Source organism: Faucicola mancuniensis, from assembly GCF_046523945.1.
Taxonomy (GTDB): Bacteria; Pseudomonadota; Gammaproteobacteria; order Pseudomonadales; family Moraxellaceae; genus Faucicola; species Faucicola mancuniensis.
Genome location: NZ_CP171363.1, coordinates 2,583,743 through 2,601,402 on the forward strand (window position 1 = coordinate 2,583,743; position 17,660 = coordinate 2,601,402).

Genomic DNA, 17,660 nt, shown 5'->3' on the forward strand with positions numbered 1-17,660 from the left:
TGTTCTATCTTTTTTAAAATATACATTATTAATAAAAAAAACAAAATTTGACATTTTTGTTTTTTTATTAACTTAATGAACTATACAACAAGTACCTATATGATGATAGTTAATCACCAAGTACAGTAAAATCAAAGGTTTAAAATGAATTTATCCATTCAAAAATCCAATTTAACAACCAGTCAAACCATACTTTCAAAAACCTTGATTGCTATATTTGGTGTATCATTGGGACAAGTCAGCTATGCCCAGACACCTGAACAAATTGCCAATCAACAAGTCCAGTACCAACAACAAAAACAGGCTGAACAACAACAAAAGCTAATCCCTAACACCAATGTTCAGATTGAGCTACCAAATGCTAAAGTTGAACCACCAACACCAAAAATGGATGTACATAATCCTTGTTTTGTCATTTCCAAAATCGCCTATACCACATTGGATAAAACCCATTTATCCATTTTGGGGAACTTTGATTTTGCTTTAACACCATTAACACATGGCAAACAGCGTATTACTGGACAATGTTTAAACATCCATGATATCAATCGTATTGTCAGCGATGTACAAAATCGTATCATTCAACGTGGCTATAGTACCACACGTGTATTGATTGGCAATCAAAATTTAAAAAATGGTACATTACAATTAACCATTATTCCTGGCTTTGTGGATAAAATCAAGGCAGATACAGCAGATAGTCCTTTAGCAATCTATACCAATCCCACAGGGCTACCTGCTAATTTTGCGACTGCATTGCCTATTAAATCTGGTGATTTATTAAATATTCGTGATTTAGAGACAGGGCTAGAAAATCTAAAACGTGTTCCTACTGCCAATGCTGATTTTACGATTAAGCCAAGTAGTTTACAATTTGCAGGCTATAGCGATATTGAGATTAAGTATCATCAGACCAAAAAAGTGCGTTATGGTGTTACCATTGATGATTCTGGTTCAAAATCTACAGGTAAATATCAGGGTGGCTTAACAATTAGTATTGATAATCCAACATGGCATAATGATTTATTTTATTTAAGTTATAGCCGTGATTTGGGCAACAAAGTTAATGATAATCAATATGGTGATAAAGGTAGTGAAAATTATTCGTTAGGCTATGTTGTGCCTATCAAAAATGTATTATTTTCTGCCAATGCAAGTCATTACACTTATAAGCAAACAGTCGCAGGAGCAAACCAAGATTATCAATATAGTGGTGAATCAAATAATGCTAATCTTACCGCAAGTTGGTTAGCTTCTCGTGATAACAAAAGCAAAACTTTATTGAATTTTGGTGGGTTTGTTAAGTCGCAAAAGAATTTTATTGATGATACAGAGGTTGATGTTCAACGTAGAAAAGTCGTAGGGTTTAATGCAGGTGTACGACATGAGACACGCTTTGGACAAAAGCAGTTAATCTCTGATTTTAGTATACAACGTGGTACAGGTGCTTTTGGGGCTTTAACACCACCTGAAAGTTTGTTTAATGAAGGAACGGTTCGGACACCAATTTATAAGTTAAATGTAAACTTTATTACACCGATTGCGTTGGGGGATTATCAGTTGGGCTATCAGGCAAGTTTAAAGGGACAATATGCGAATACAGCTCTTGTTCCAAGTGAGAGGTTGGCGATTGGTGGACGTTATACGGTGCGTGGTTTTGATGGTGAGCGGACATTATCAGGGGATATGGGGGCGATTTTTCGTCAAGATTTTAGTTTTCCTATCAAGCAGTCTAATCATAATCTATATTTTGGGTTAGATGCTGGTACAGTGGCGATGCAGAACAAGGAACAGGATAATTTGTTACTGGGTCATACGTTGGTTGGTGGTGCGGTTGGGTTTAAAGGTGAGTTTAAGCCGTTACGGTTAAGTTATGATGTTTTTGCAGGTTATCCGATTAGACAACCTGAGTACTTTGGTAAAAAGGAATGGACTGGTGGGGTAAGTTTGGGGTTAGAGTTTTGAGCGTTTTTTGTTGAGTTTTTAAGTTCATTGAAAATCAAATAAGTAAAGGCAATGGGGTTAACTATTTAAGTTTGTTATAGATTAAAATCTATAAATAGAAATATTTTTTTAAAGACTACTACAGATTTACCACTCCCTCCCACGTGCTGATGATTTACATAATTATGCGATTAAGTTGCATTAAAATATGGGATAAAGCCTTAATAAATAACAGATTTAAAAATAGTTTACCTATACAACATGATGCAAATTTATGCAAATATCAGGAGTATAATTTTATCTAAATTCATCTATCATAGAAAATATTATAAAAATTTTTTCTTTTATTATTTTAATAATTTTAAATATTTTAGACCAAATTCCATTGGTATAAGTATTTGATTTTATTATTTATTTTCTAGGTTTTTTAATGAATATAACACCGTTTAAGGGACGATATAACACCGTTTAAGGGAAATTTGACAACAAAAAAAATAAGGTATAATAACAACATATTTATTTTTGGTTATAAAAATGTCAAAGAACCTGATTGTTAAAGATAATGCTTTAATTAACGCCAGTTATAATCTTGAACTTATAGAGCAACGGTTGATATTACTTGCCATAGGTCAATCAAGGAAGATTGGTCAAGACTTTAATGCCCATAGTAGATTAAAAATTAGTGTATCTGATTATATTAATATTTATAGTACTCACGGTAAAAGTGTATATGAAAATATAAAAAAAGCATGTAAAGTGCTTTTTGAAAGGCAATTCACTTACATGGAAAACACAGCAAAAGGAAAGAGAATAGCTACAACTCGTTGGGTATCTGAAATAGCCTATATTGATGAAGCAGGTATGATTGATTTAACTTTTGCTCCTGCAGTCATACCGTTGATTAATTTGTTAGAAAAGCATTTTACCAGTTATGAATTAGAACAAGTAGCAGGATTAAATAGTAAATACGCAGTTAGACTGTATGAATTGGTTATTGCTTGGCGTACAACTAGTAAAACTCCCATGCTTTCTGTTGATGAATTAAGGCAAAAGTTAGGCGTAGTTAATGGTGAATACCAAAAAATGGAAGTGTTGAAACGCAGGGTTTTAGATTTCTCCGTGCAACAAATCAATGAAAAAACAGATATTGACGTAAAATACGAACAACAAAAACAAGGGCGGAAAATTATTGGCTTTACCTTTAGTTTTAAACAGAAAAAGAATAGACAAAAATCTACTAATGATAATAGTAAACAAAATTCTATGATTAAAATGACTGAAAAACAGCGTCTAATGTTTGCTAAAAAACTGGCGAATTTGCCAGAGTTAGGCAGTTATGCCCCTATTGGAGCTAGTACTGATGAGTTTGCAAACAAAATCGCTGATGAACTGCTAGACCCCACCAAATCCAAGTTTTATTTGCCTTTTTTGGGTAGGGTGGGGTTTAATTTGGGGACGATTTACTAGTACCAATACAAAGAATTTTGCCGTTAAGCTGATGTTTTAACTACTTTATGTTCTGGTTGTTTTTCCAGTTTTGTAAAGTGGTCTTGCTGATTTTGTATTCACTTGCTAGCTTTCGATAGGATATACCTGATTCGAGTTTCGCTAGTATCATTTGTCGGTAGTCAGTTGAGTATGCCATATATTTTATTGTACCAGTTTTATTTTTCTTTTACTATAGTATAAATTTGCAGCTAGCTCCCTATTTAGAGTTTCAGCGTCTACCAAACTTTCATATAGCTTGATAAGAAAATATTCCAATTTCCAATATTTATCCATATCCCAAATGTGTTTCTTTTCTAAAGAATAATTAAAAGACTCTTCATTCCAAAATATTTCATTACACTCATTATAATGATTAGCAATCATCTTTAATCACCTATCCTTTTCAAATTAGCATCTAAAAAACCATCAAAAATATCCTGTTAGATAAAATATTCTTTTAACAGATAGCTAATCTAATATTAAGTAAATATTTGGCATCTTTTCTGTTAGGACAGACAATAGATTTTCATTTGTGAAGGAACTTTTTCCTCTAAGCACCATTTTGATCTCTCCACTCACACTAGAAAAATAAGAATCAGTTAAAATAGTTAGAACTTTTTGAGAAAATATTGGCTCTTTATTGCTAAAATAACCCCATCCGTCAATATATATATCATGCCATTTTAACCAATTTTCTATAAAATAATCAGAAACAACATCTGCTAAGGCATCTAGACTCGAGCCTGTTTGTAGTTTAGGGCTAGATTGACCACACAACTTATTCCCTATTTCTTTAATGAAATCTTCCTTACGGACACATTTTAATAAATTTATACTTATTTTATTTTTACTTTTTGGCGTTTCATTTTTTTCATAGAAATAAATCATTTGATTCTCCCGAAAGGTTTACCACCTGTATCTCCATAATGAGTTCCAGTATAGTACATACGCCCATCACTCCCAACTACTATTCTATCTATACCTGCATTAGTTCCACCTCTGTTATTAGCAATGTCGTACTCTTTATAGGTAATTATATTACCGTTAGCAGTCGTAGAAGGTAAATCTCCATTACGATTCCCAAAATCTGAACCCCATTTTTTCTGTCTATTAGCAGGTAAATTTTCTGGTATAGTATTCTTATTTATATGGGAAATAGTTTCATTTGCTGCATCTTTGATATCTTTAGGTAATCTGTTTAAATTAAAATCAACTTTATCAAAGCATTTATTATGAACCCAAACACCTTCGACCTTATAATTACCCGCAATAAAGTAAGTATGGTCATTATCAACCGTCAGATTATAAGCAGATAATGGTTCATCTTTTACCTCCACATGCTGTACTACTTGCCATTTACCATCTTGTGATAAAAGCTCATATCCCGCTTTAAGATTACTCGCATCTACCCATTGAGCATTTTTAATATCACCTTGATAATTATGACCCTCTGATGATGGCGGTAGAGTTGAATTGTCTTCATTGGTGATACGAGTAAAAAATGGATGAATTTTATTGGAAACAATAGCTTGCGAGTTACCATTCTTATCTTTAATAGTTATATAAACTGTTTGTTGATAAGAATTATTATATTGATTCAAAACTTTTTGATAAGAAACTTCACCTGTAAATTCATTCTTCGCTAAAACCATATCGCCAATTTTAATATCGGCAATCGGTTTATAACCATTTTGAGTTTCTACAATCATGTCGCCACGGAAGGAGCATAAGCCTTTGGCGGGTTTTTGCTGAACAGCAGGTTTCGCCTTACTTACCGTACCTAATCTACCAGTTCCACCACCCCAAAGCTCTGCATTCATTAAATCTGCTGCAATAGCATCCATAGTTCTATTTTCAGCTCGAGCAACATTACCTATACCACGAGTAATAGTGTTACTAAAAGCAAAGTCATTACTCATTGTTACATTTGCTCTAAGATTACCACCTCCTAGAGATTCAATTCTTGTATAATCGCTTGCAAAAGGTGATGTTTTATTTTCAGGAAACCCTGCATAAAAATTAGCAATTTCAGCTTTACATTGAGCATTATTAAATCTGGTTATACAAACGTTTTGAAGCCTCGCATCTTGTTGCTTACTTAAATTCTGATAGTAAGCATTTATACCCTGCTTACAATAATTATCATTTCCACAAGCTTTAAGCTGATCTCCCCATTTTTGTAACTGGACGTGATTTAAATAATTGTTCTCCGTCTGATTAACATTATTAGCAACACCACTTATCTCACCTGTAGTCCCACCAATACCAGCCGATAATCCAACTAAAACAGCTTTTCTAGTCTCATCATCATAGCCTTGATTTTTCAAATACTCATCAACTTTTGGTATCACAAATGCTGTACCACCACCAGCCACAGCCCCTTTAATAGAGCCTGTGCCTAACGCACTAACTGCGGTATGAAGTGCCACACGATAAACACCACCCTCACCCCATTTTTCGGCTTCTTCAGTATTTCCTACATGAATAAGCTCAAGTTGTTTTTGTCCTGCATAATCTCCGACCATTTTCGGAGCTTCCTGCCCAAACGCTTGCGTAATCTGAGTTTGATTGTTAAGTTCAGCATTTAACTGTTCTGCATTAAACGTATTTCTTAACGGCTCATTGAGTATGTCTACAGTCTTATTCGTCACCTGCGACTGCCCTGCCATCCCTGTCACCGCCCCATACGTGGTACTGGTATCACTATCCCCCACCTTACCATAACCAATACCGCTGATAGACGGCGAAGCTAACCCTGTTTTGTTGGCATTTAACCCTGCACTGATACCGCCACTTATCGATTGACCGTGATAATGAATGTGGTTTTGTATATCACCGACTTCTAACCCACCTTTAAACTGAGTCTGATTCGCTTCAGGGGTGGCAGTGGTAAAATATGCCCCATTAAAAGAGCTTTTACCATCAACCACCATATCAGAAGATTGGTACTGTAGCCCTGTCTGCTCAGTCACTTGGGCTAAGTCCATGGAGAGATTGGATTTACCGCCATTGATACTCACATTTTGTGGGATGCCTTGCATAGACACGTCGGCACTAAAGCCTACATTTTTTTGTTTACCGTCATATTTAGCGGTATCTTGACGACTGGTCGCAATAATCCCGCCACCGATGTGACCTGTGGCATAATCACCTTTCACCACCGCACCATCAAGCACCAAGTTACCACCGATGTTTTGATAGGTTGTACCACCGACATTGATATGAGAGTTGGCATTGGTGGTGGTTTCGCCATTGCCATAACCTTTTGCCATATTGGCATTGGCAGTAATACCTGCTCCATTTTGCGTGCTGGCATACACCCCAATGCCAAAGCCATTAGATTTATTACTGGTACGGTCATAGCCTGTACTGGATGCGGCTTGGTAAATCACATCACCTTCAACGTTATTATACAAGTCTCCCACTAAGTTGATGTCACTGCCTGTCACAGTAAAGTCACTGTCTTTACCTTTGCCTGCAATGTTTAACACTAAGTTATTGGCATCAATGCTTGATGCCTCATTTTTACCTGATAGGCTATCTTGCACGCTTTTGTTGGATTGACTGCCAAGTGTGGCTTGAATGCGAGTATTGCCTACCCCAGCTAATCCTTCTTTGCTTAACTCACTTTTTTGTAAGCTATCAACAGCACCTTGTACGCCTTTATCTAAGGTACGCAGCTTACTAAAGCCTGCAATACCCGCCATGACTTTCATTTTCTCACTGTTGGTGGTTTCACCCGCTTTCAGTAGACTATTAATGCTTTGAGCCTGATCGATTAAGCTATTAGACACACTCACGGTTAATCCGCTGGTTTTTTGGCTTTGGATATTGTGTGTTTGCGTTGTGGCAGTAGTATTACTCACGTTTGCCGATTTGGCATTAATCACCACCGTGCCATAATTGAGATCATGCACATTGTTCGTGGTTTGGTTTTTGGCATAGACTTTACTGCCAGTTTGCTGATAATGCTCACCTGCCGTGATAATGGTGTTACCATTTTTAGTTCCGACAATGCTACCAGTATGTGACACACTGTCCGTGCTGTTTTGATTTTGGGTTCTTTGTGTGCCAATGGTGAAGCTGGCACCCCCATTGCCAAATAGCCCAGATTTTTTCTCGCCATGACTGCTACTTTGATGTTCAGTGTTAGTCGCTGCATCAATGGTGACGTTTTTTCCACCCTTGATATAGGTGCCTTGCTGACTGATTGCATCGGTTGCCGTTAAATGCACGTTGTTTTTGGCATCAATGATGACACGGTTACCATTAATACTGCCTTTGATGGCTAAATCATTGTTATAACTGTAGTTGTCTTGGTTGGTTTTCTTACTTAACCAGTTTCTTTGGGTGGAGCGACTAGCAGTTTCTACGTTATTGGTTTCTCGACCTTCTTTAAAGCTGATATCCCCATTGTCCGCTTTAAGATAGGTTGTCCCATCTTCACTGTGAATGGTCGCTGCCGTACCAGTAATGTTGCCGTTTTTTGAGCGGATGATGGTGTCACCTTTATACCACCACACTGCCAACATCTTCAGTATGCCCAGCTTTGATATAGTTGTTGTTATCATGAATGGCGTTGGTTTGATAACCAGTGTTGACGGCATTAAAGGCGATATTGCCACTGCTAATCAGTTGGGTGCTACCACCATGGTTAATCAGCTGACTGGCATTGAAGCTCGTGTTACCTGCCACATCAATGGCTAACGTGGTCAGTGGGTTGCCTTCATTATCCACTTGACCTTTTAAGCCATCTCCCACGTAGATGCTGGCAATTTGGTCAAGCCCAGTACGCCAAGTATTACTTTTGTTTTTTGAGCTTTCTGTGTGATATGTCGTTGAGGTGTTGTTTAAATTACCGCCCACACTCATTGACATAGCACTGTTAGCTTTGATGGTACCACCAATGTTGTTGGTGTCTTTTTTACTATTGATTTGGATAAAGTTACCTTGAATGACACCGCCAGCATTGTTATTGACATTGTTGGCACTCACACGCAAGGCATGATGTCCCACAATGTTACCTGAATTGCTTAAATCCCCTGTGAGTTGTAGGTCAGTGTTGTAACCCGCTACTAAACTGCCATCCCCTTTGATGTCACCAACATTGGAGCGTACATAGACTTTAGGGACGAGGGCTTTTTGGGTTTGTCCATTAGGTAATGTCATGTCTTGTTCAACCAGCCAGACAATATCGGTGGTGAGCTGTGCCACCTGAGAAGCGGTCAGGGCAATACCTGGGCGTAGGTTTAACGCATTGGCACTGGTAATCCCATTGTCCATCAAGGCTTGGTACATGGCATCGTCACTGCGGTAGTCACCTAAGAAGCGTTTACCAGTGAGCACCATGATTTGATCACGAATCATGTGTTGTTCATAGTAGCCATCTCCCAGGCGTTTGTGCATATTGTCCTGATTGAGCCCCAAGCGTTTCATCATGTAGTCGGATGATAACCAGTTTTTATAACCGGCAAACGCAGGGTCAGTGACGATTAGATAGCCGTTGGGGTTGTTGGGGTCGATTTTGTAGAGAGCACTGTTGGGTAAGCTGACAGCGGTACCGGTGCGAATTTCTTGAGCTTTTTGGGTATTGATGCTTTGGTTTAGTTGGTTGATAAGGTCACTTAAGGTGGCGATATCAACTTTTTGTCCTCCTTGTTGGGCAACCACTAAGTCAGCTAGCTGTTTTTGTTGCTCAGCGGTTAGGTTGACTGGGTTGGTTTTAGTGAAGTCCTGTAAGGCTTTGATGGCGTCTTGGACCCTAGCAAGGCTTGCACGGTCAACTTGTGTGCCGTTATTGGCTGTTTTGACGACTGTTAGGAGCGTTTGTAAATTGCCAATCGCTTGGTTGACAGCTGCCACTTGTTTGGTATCAATTTGAGCTTGATTGGCTTGATTTTGATTGGCAACTGTGACCGCGGTGACATACACGCCACTAACTGGATTATTAATGTTGAGAATTTTTAAATCATAAGGAGTACCTGTTGTTTTAGGATTCAGCGGTTGAGCCATATCTAATGGGGTTGAATTAGTATTTGTACCCCATTTTCCTTTGTAACACCAATTCCCTATACTCCTCCGACAGGTTTCATAAGGGCTATAATGGGTACCATTAAAATTCTCGTAACTGTATTTGGGAGTGATAGTTGTGGCTTCAGCATCCACATTGCCTGCTTGACCATTTACTTTAATGGTACCGCCAGCAATAATTTGGCTTTTATTGGTGTTAAATTTACCCAAGTCAAATACCATGTTACTACCCGAAACAATTCGACTCGGGTCACTAGTCACGGTGTCTTGCCCACTTAATAGCTCTGTATATTTGTAGCCATAATAATTATCATATAGCTCACCCGTTTTTAGAATTTTTAATCTATGGCGTCCGTCATTGTTATCTTCAGACGTAATTTCAACTACTTTTTCATTATAAATTGGATTACTACCATCACCTGAAATGCTATACTCAACTATCGGATTATTTTCAAGGACCTTTAACGCTGTTTTAAAATCCGCATTGATATTATTGAGTGTTTCAGTGGCAATCTGCATCGCACCCAATGACTCAATGGTTGCCCCACGGTTGGTCACGGTGGTGGCTTTGCCAGTGGCATGATTCTCGCTGTCTAAATCACCCCCAATGTGCAACTCACCATTACTTAAAATCTGAGCTTGACCATTAAAATCACTGTTAAATTTACCACGACGTGCCGTATTTGGGTTATTGTTTAAGGTTTTTACCCCAATGTCCAAGCGTTCACGAGCGGCAATTACTGGGGCAGAATTAAGCGTATTGCCTGGGGTGTTATTAAGCGTATCGGCTTTAATCGCTAAATGCGTGCCATAGATACGACCCTCACTTAAATTATTCACCGCATTGCCAGCAGTAATCAAGGTGTCATTACCATTAATTAACCCATGATTGTTGATATCACCAGTGGCGTTTAATAACGTGGAGGCATTACTGACTAATTCACCGGTTTGGGTGTTGTTAATGTCTTTGGCATTGACCGTCAGTTGTTTGTCAGCAGATAACGTACCGTCATTATTTACATTGCCTTGAGTGGTGATGGTTAATTCATTGGCGAGTAATTTATCACCTTTGGCATTGGTATAGTCAACCATTTGGTTAAGTGTCAGGCGATTGCCGCTGATTTCGCCGCCGTTGCTGATAGAACTAGCACTCAAGCTCGTCTCATTAGCTCGAATCACACCGCCAGCATTGGTAATGTTGCCCGTACTGCCTTGAGTGGTAATGGTTTTGGCTTCAATATGTCCGTTAGTGTTAGTTAGGCTTTGTCCCATCGCAACCTGGATGCCTTGATTGGCTAATAGTTGCCCTTGGATGTTATTCAAGGTTTGGGCATGAATCACTAAGTCATTACCTGCCACAATACCTTGATTGAGACTAACTTTGGTTAAATCTTGTTTGGTGTTTTGGTTATCAATACTATTGACGTTTAAAGTCATATTCTTAGTGGCACTGATAAGGCTACCGACTCCCGTGTTGGCTAAACCATTGGCGGTAATCGTGGTACTATCGCCCCACAGTTTACCGCTTTGGTTGTTGAGTGTGGCACTGGTGCCTGTGATGATTAACTGCTGATTACTGCCTATCACTCCTTGTTGATTGTTAATCTCATTGCCTGTGCTGGTGAGCGATAAGGCATCAGTAGCATTGATTAGACCTGATTGGTTGGAGATATCGCTTGCTTGCAATACGGCTTTGCCGTTGGCTAAAATCCCCCGACCTTCGCCTTGGGTGTTTTGGTTATCTAGCAAACCAGTCGTGGTTAAGGTTAGTTGACCATCTTTATCCGCTTGTTGGATACTGCCACCTTGGTTATTTAGGCTTTGAGCAGCTATAGTCACATTATTACCAATGACTTGACCAGCATGGTTGTCCATGACGCCTTGCGTGCTTGAGTTGATATTGGTTTGCGTGCTGATCACACCTTGGTTAGTTAAGGTTTGTTGGGTTAAGTTGATATCTTTGCCCGCTTGAATATTACCGCTCGCTTGGTTAGTCAGTTTTTGGCTGCTTGCGGTAATGGCATCTTGGCTGCTGATGGTAGCATTATTGTTTAAGGTGTCACCGCCGATGTTTAATGCTTGATTGCTATAAATTAAACCAGCATTGGTATTATTGAGGGTGTCTGCGTGGATATCAGCGGTGGTATTGGCTAATAGCTGAGCTTTCGTATCATTATTTAAGGTTCGTGCATTGACGTACAATGCTTGAGCACTTTGGAGTACAGCTTTTTCACCGCTGTTGGCTAGAATGCCAGCGTTTACGGTTAAATCACCTGTGCTGGCAATGACCTGACCTTGGTTATTATTTAAACTGCCTGCGGTGACGGAAAGTTGATCGGCTTGTATACCCCCAATATCATTGTTAAGCGTACCAGACACCGTGGCAGTTAGTTTGCCATTGGATAGCAGTTTGCCCGTTTGGCTATTATCAAGATTTTGGGCAATTAGCGTCGCTGTGCCAGTCCCGGCATGAATGACTTCGCCACCTTGGTTCTGGATATCGCCCGTTGCCATTAAGCTAAGATTGGTGGCATTGCCGCCTAAGTGACCTTGCTGATTGTCAATGGTACCCGTGGTTAATACAAAGTCTTGAGTGCCTGTTTGCTCAAGGGTGCCTCGTTGGTTGGACAGTGATTGCACTTTAAGTTGGTAACTATCGGCTTGCGTTATAGCGGCATTGTGGTTAAGGGCGTTGGCGGTGAAACTGGCTTGTTGGCTAACTTTGTTTTGTGATTGACTTAAATCGATATTACCCAAGGTGTTTAATGACAGATTAACCACTTGATTACGACTGCCGTGGTAGTCGAGTGCTGAACCCGTGACTGTCATACCCCCACTGGCAACATTGTTACCTTGGTTATGCTGTACACCAGTACTGGTGATGGTCAAGTGTTGTGGGGTGGTTGATAAGCTATTATCAGGGCTTAATCCTGCCACCAATCGACTACTTTGGGCTTGATTAAGTTCACCGGTTTGAATTGCTAAACGACCTTGGGCGGCAATCGTTGCTGTGTTGCTCAAATTAGTTTGGTTGTTGATATGCGTATTGGCTAAACTTGAAATGCTGCCACGATTGTTCAAGATTTGACTGTTAAGGTTTAAGTCCCCACGACTGGTTAGCTGAGCTGAGTTGGTGACCGCTTGAGCCGTTAGGACCAAGCTGCCATTATCACTGTAAATAACCCCGTTACCGGTATTGTTTAAATCACCCTTGAGGTTAAGTTGATTGGCTTTTACGGTTCCTGTGGTATTGCTAGCAACCACTTGACCGTCGGTATTGATTAGGGTATGTGCACTAACGGTTAAGCCATCCCCTTGAATTTGTCCTTGGCTATTATCAATATCGCCAGCAATCTGCCAGGTTTGATCGGCTAGGCTTAAGATATTGCCCTTGTCGCTGTTATTTACATTATTTGCGGTTAAACTTAACTGACCATTACCTGCATGTTCAATACGACCCGCTTTATTTTTTAACGTTGGGGTATTGATTATGAAGTTTTGGCTATTGGTGGCAATCTGACCTTGTTGGTTGCTAATACCGCCAGCGAAATTAAAGGTTAAGTCAGCAGTACCACTTTGTCTAATTGAGCCGCGTTGGTTATTTAGCTGGTTGCCTGTTAGTTGCAGGGTTTGACCACTTAGTGTACCGTCTTGGTTATTTAGCGTGCCTTTAGCAACCAGCGTCAACTGATGGATGGCGGTAAGGCTTGCCCCTTTCGTTGATAAATCCCCTTGGCTTGCCATCTCAATATCCGCTGCTTGGGTTTTGCTGCCATTTAAGTCAGTTGGATTGCCTTGTAAGCTAGCTTTGCCGGTCGCAATATGGGTACCACTACTGGTGAGTATACCCACTGCATTCATGGTTAGGTTGGCTGGGGTGGTGCTTAAATTGCCTTGGGTGTCAATGCCTGCGGCTAATATGCCGGTGTTGTTGACGGTTTGGGCGTGAATATTGGTGTTGCCTTGAGCGGCGATTAAACCCGTAGCCGTGTTGGTCAGACTGCCCATGGTAAGCGTATTACCTGTGGTGCCATACAGTTGCCCACTGTTGGTAAGTGTCTGGCTGGTGGTGCTGAGTTTACCACCTGCTACCACACTGCCTTTGTCATTTTTGATATCGGTCGCATGTAAGCTCGCATCACCTTGAGCCATGATATGACCATTTTGGTTGGTCAGGTTGCCTTGGCTATCAAGGTTTAAATTGCCCTCCGCTTGAATCGTGCCTTGGCTGTTGTAAACTTGGGTAGCCGTGATGGTGGCTTGTTTGCCTTGAATACTGCCTTGTTGATTGTTTAATTCACTTGTGCTAAGGCTAATATCGCCTAGGGTGGCTAAGACACCTTGTTGGTTGTTAATTTGCGGGGCGGTGAGGCTAATCCCTTGTTTGGCAACAATTTGCCCTTGTTGGTTGTTAAAACGGGTTAACTGCCAATCGAGTTTGTCAAGTTGGATACGACTGTTGATGTTGTCAATTGCTTGGGTGTTTAATCCATTAACCACAATACTACCTTGGCGTTGATTGGTAACGCTTGGGCTGGTCACTGTCATGGCACCATTGGCAGTGATGACGGCATTATTGCCTTGGTTGACTAAATTGTCCGCTTGGATATTGCCATCGGCGGTTATGGGTGCAAGCACCGGTTGATGGCTGTCCGTTGTCGGTGTGGTAGCGGTTGAGTTTGCCACTTGCTTGGTTGATCCAGTTTGTGCGGTTGATGGGGCAGTGGCTAGGGTTGGGGTAGTCGTCGCTGGGTGCTTGTCGTATAGGCTTTGACCAATGACGGCGTTGTCTTGGTTGGTTAAGTGTTGACTGGTCACATCAAGTTTACCACTGCCGGTTTGTTCAATACGGCCTTGGTTGGCCAGGCTTGGGGTTTTTATATTGACTTGTCCGGCACTGATGAGCCCTGTGTTAGTGATTTGGCTTTGAGTAGTGGCATCGGTTTGGCCATGACTGCTAATGACGCCGCTGTTTTTAAGGGTTGGGCTGTCCAGTTTGACACTATCGGTGCTGCTGCTAACGGTGCCTTGGTTGTCAATACTACCGGTGTGTTTTAGATTTACCCCTTGTTTGGCGTTCATGGAGCCGGTGTTAATGAGGTTACCTTGGTTGTCTAGCGTGAGTGTGCTACTACTGCTGATGTCACCAGCATTGGTCACCCCCATACCTTTGTCGGTACCAATCAGACGAATTCTGCCAGCATACATGCCGCCTAGGCTTGAGATGTCTAAAGCCACGCCCGTGCTTTGATTGACACCGTTGTGACTAATTTTAGTGGTGGCTGGATTGGTTTCATAGCTAACCGTGTTGTTACCCGTAATGACATCAAGCTGTTTGCTGTAAACTTTAGCGTTAAGGGCAGTGGCTTGGCTAATCAGCTGGGTATAGTCGCTTTGGCTATCATCTAAGCCTTTGCCTTCAACGGTCATCTTACCGCTACCTATTTGAAATCCGGTTAAAGTGTCGTTGTTAAAGGTGGGTTTACCGGTGGTGAGCGTGGTACGAGCAGCGTTGATAAAACCACAGCCTGAGCAGGTGATACCCGCGGGATTGGCAATCACCAGTTCGGCTTTACTACCCGTAATTTCGGTGTAGCCAGCTAACTGGCTTGGATTACTAGAATTGACTTGGTTTAAGATGAGTTTGGCTTCACCTTTGGCAAGCCATGGGTTACCCTCTACCCAACCCGCAGTTTGGGTTTGTACATTGGTACGGCTGTTGTTAATAATAGCCCCATGCCTACCGATATCAAATTGACTAAAGGTGTTTTTAGAAACCCTTGGCTATTTGGGCTTTGAATGTTAATTTGGGCTAAGCCATTGGCAGTGTTTAACACCGTGGCTTGCTCATTTTTAGGAGCACCCTTATCTGCAATGATTTGGGTCTGTATCTCAGCATAGGCAACGTTTGCTACTCCTATGCTGACAAGGACAGCAGCAGTGAGACTAACCCATTTGCTATAGCAGTAGTACACGACCTCATTGCTTCCATCTAGTTGGCTGTCAGCTAAAACTACCTTGTTACTATTCGCACCTTGACTACCGGCTTTGCCTTGTGCCACAGTTTTTTCTGAGACAACAACTAATCGACCTAGGTGTTTGTTAAAGATAACACGATACAGACGGCTGTTCATATGGGGTTTCCTAATTTTTATCGGTATTTTAACCCCTATCCGTGTTTTTGTATAGTTTTTTAATAAATTAATAGGGTCTGCTATCGTTAAATTTAAGTTTAGTCTTTGATAAGCCATTCAAAAATTTTTTAATTTGGTTGATGTGATTGTAAACTTTACTAAACACTAAAAAATTAAGTTTTTTTACAATTAAAATTTATATTTATATGATAAATAGTCCAAAAATTCAAAAAATTAAAAATAAATTATCAAAAAATTTGTTTTATTGTTTTATAGCACTTTTTTATTGAGATTTTTTTATTATTTATCATGGGTTTATATGGTGGATTGTTTTTATTTAAAGGGGTTTGGTTACCAATATAAAGGGGTTTGGTTACCAATATAAAGTTAATTTTTATTTTTACTTTTAAAAGTAATTATAATATAATTACTTTTTTATTATTGGATATTTTTATGGGAAATCTAATTTGTAAGATATCCTAGCGTTATTTACAGTATTTAGGATAAAATACTGCAAATGAACATACATAAAAACACCAGACTGCTACCGTTTGAAAGAGAAGCTATTTGGATAGCCTATCATCAAAACAAACAAAGCGTAACATCACTTGCTGAAGAATACAAAGTATCAAGACCAACAATCTACAAGGTATTGAAACTTGCCAGAGTGAAGTTACTAAAACCACAAACCAGTGTCAATAATCGCTTTAAACAAGCGAAATTTGGCATTAAACGCTTAGCTAAAGTTGAAAAGAGTATACAAGACAAACTCAAAAAACAAGCCAAGCGTTATAATAAATCCTATCCTGGTGAGATGGTACACGTAGATACAAAACGCCTACCACTGCTCAAAGGACAAAATAGCAACAGCCCTAGAGAATATCTGTTTGTTGCCATTGATGATTATTCTCGTGAACTGTATGCTTGTATTATGCCAGACAAAACAGCTTTTAGTGCGGCTAAGTTTCTGACAGAACAAGTTATTAAACCTTGCCCTTATACGATTGAGGTGATTTATTCTGACAATGGCACAGAATATAAAGGCACAAAAGACCATGAATTTGTCAAAGCCTGTTATAATAACAACATCAATCAGAAATTCACCAAAGTTGCCAAACCACAAACCAATGGTAAAGCAGAACGAGTAATACGTACGCTCATGGAAATGTGGCATGAACAATGTGAATTTACAGGTAGTGAACATAGAAAGCAAGAATTAACAAGATTTCTTAATTTCTATAATACCGTTAAACCCCATTCATCTTTAACTAAAAAAGATGATATTACTGGCAAAACTCAAACCTTTACTCCTTATGAGTGGTTGGAGTTTTATTTTAAACAAAGTGTAAATAACGCTTGAGGTTCTTACATCTAATTGTTAAAGATAATGCGTTAATTGAAGCAAGTCATAAACTTGGTGAAGTAGGACAACGTCTTATATTGCTTGCAATATTAAAAGCTAGAGAATTCTGCGATAATATTGAGCAATTAAAAGATAAAGAATTAATTATTCATGCCAATGATTATATTAATGCTTTTAATGTAGAAAGACAAAGTGCATATAAGGCTTTAAAACAAGCTGTACTTGGTTTATATAGAGCTGAATGGGGATATAGATATATTAACAATAGGGGTAATTTGGCGGTACGTTACGAACGTTTCACCCAATCTGCCGAATATGTAGAAAATGAAGCCACCGTTAAATTTATGTTTGCTAACGCCATTATTCCGATGTTGGTGGAGCTTGAAAGGGCTTTTACAACTTATGAAATAGAACAAGTGGCAAAATTGCAAAGTCGTTATTCTATGCGATTGTATGAATGTTTAATACGTTTTAAAACCACAAAAATATTAAAAATTAGTTTAGAAGAATTACGTTTTAGATTGGGGTTATTAAGTCATGAATATATTCGTATGAGTGATTTTAAAAAAGATGTATTGAACTTAGCGGTTAAGCAAATCAACGAACACACCGATATTGACGTAAAATACGAACAACAAAAACAAGGGCGGAAAATTGTTGGTTTTACCTTTAGTTTTAAGCAGAAAAAGGATAAATAAAAA

At 39.5% G+C, this 17,660-nt stretch carries 10 protein-coding genes; 4 read left to right on the forward strand and 6 right to left on the reverse strand.

Translation table 11 applies throughout. The features are described 5' to 3' along the window. Positions 1–144: 144 nt before the first annotated feature. Both ACGTJS_RS12740 and repM (ACGTJS_RS12745) read left to right on the forward strand, forming a co-directional pair. Positions 145–1,965 carry a ShlB/FhaC/HecB family hemolysin secretion/activation protein gene (locus ACGTJS_RS12740; protein ID WP_410472330.1) on the forward strand — a complete coding sequence of 607 codons (1,821 nt, stop codon included), beginning with the start codon at positions 145–147 and terminating at the stop codon, positions 1,963–1,965. A 513-nt stretch (positions 1,966–2,478) separates the two neighbouring features. Beyond that, positions 2,479–3,411 (forward strand): replication initiation protein RepM, encoded by a 933-nt coding sequence (repM, locus tag ACGTJS_RS12745; protein WP_410472346.1) that lies wholly within the window; start codon positions 2,479–2,481, stop codon positions 3,409–3,411. Positions 3,412–3,451: 40 nt separating this feature from the next. Here the strand turns inward: repM (ACGTJS_RS12745) and ACGTJS_RS12750 are convergent, their stop codons facing one another. The 6 genes from ACGTJS_RS12750 to ACGTJS_RS12775 form a co-directional block, all read right to left on the reverse strand. Then, positions 3,452–3,589 (reverse strand): IS630 transposase-related protein, encoded by a 138-nt coding sequence (locus tag ACGTJS_RS12750; protein ID WP_410472347.1) that lies wholly within the window; start codon positions 3,587–3,589, stop codon positions 3,452–3,454. Between the two features lie 5 nt (positions 3,590–3,594). Then, entirely contained in the window at positions 3,595–3,816 is a 222-nt protein-coding gene (locus tag ACGTJS_RS12755) for a hypothetical protein (RefSeq protein ID WP_410472348.1), read from the reverse strand. 84 nt (positions 3,817–3,900) lie between these two features. Continuing rightward, a complete protein-coding gene (locus ACGTJS_RS12760; RefSeq protein WP_410472349.1) occupies positions 3,901–4,320 on the reverse strand; it encodes a hypothetical protein in 420 nt (139 codons plus the stop codon). Continuing rightward, a complete protein-coding gene (locus ACGTJS_RS12765) occupies positions 4,317–7,964 on the reverse strand; it encodes a polymorphic toxin-type HINT domain-containing protein (protein WP_410472350.1) in 3,648 nt (1,215 codons plus the stop codon). The genes ACGTJS_RS12760 and ACGTJS_RS12765 overlap by 4 nt, the downstream gene beginning before the upstream one ends. Continuing rightward, positions 7,942–15,210: a filamentous hemagglutinin N-terminal domain-containing protein gene (locus ACGTJS_RS12770; protein WP_410473280.1), complete on the reverse strand. Its 7,269-nt coding sequence runs from the start codon at positions 15,208–15,210 to the stop codon at positions 7,942–7,944. Before ACGTJS_RS12770 ends, ACGTJS_RS12765 begins: the two co-directional genes overlap by 23 nt. Further along, positions 15,141–15,596 carry an ESPR domain-containing protein gene (locus ACGTJS_RS12775; protein WP_410472351.1) on the reverse strand — a complete coding sequence of 152 codons (456 nt, stop codon included), beginning with the start codon at positions 15,594–15,596 and terminating at the stop codon, positions 15,141–15,143. The genes ACGTJS_RS12770 and ACGTJS_RS12775 overlap by 70 nt, the downstream gene beginning before the upstream one ends. A gap of 517 nt (positions 15,597–16,113) precedes the next feature. Between ACGTJS_RS12775 and ACGTJS_RS12780 the strand changes: the two genes are divergently transcribed. After that, on the forward strand, positions 16,114–16,956 hold the full coding sequence (locus ACGTJS_RS12780) for an integrase core domain-containing protein (protein WP_410472002.1): 843 nt from the start codon (positions 16,114–16,116) through the stop codon (positions 16,954–16,956). Next, positions 16,953–17,657 (forward strand): replication initiation protein RepM, encoded by a 705-nt coding sequence (repM, locus tag ACGTJS_RS12785; RefSeq protein ID WP_410472352.1) that lies wholly within the window; start codon positions 16,953–16,955, stop codon positions 17,655–17,657. Before ACGTJS_RS12780 ends, repM (ACGTJS_RS12785) begins: the two co-directional genes overlap by 4 nt. The last annotated feature ends 3 nt before the right edge of the window (positions 17,658–17,660 follow it).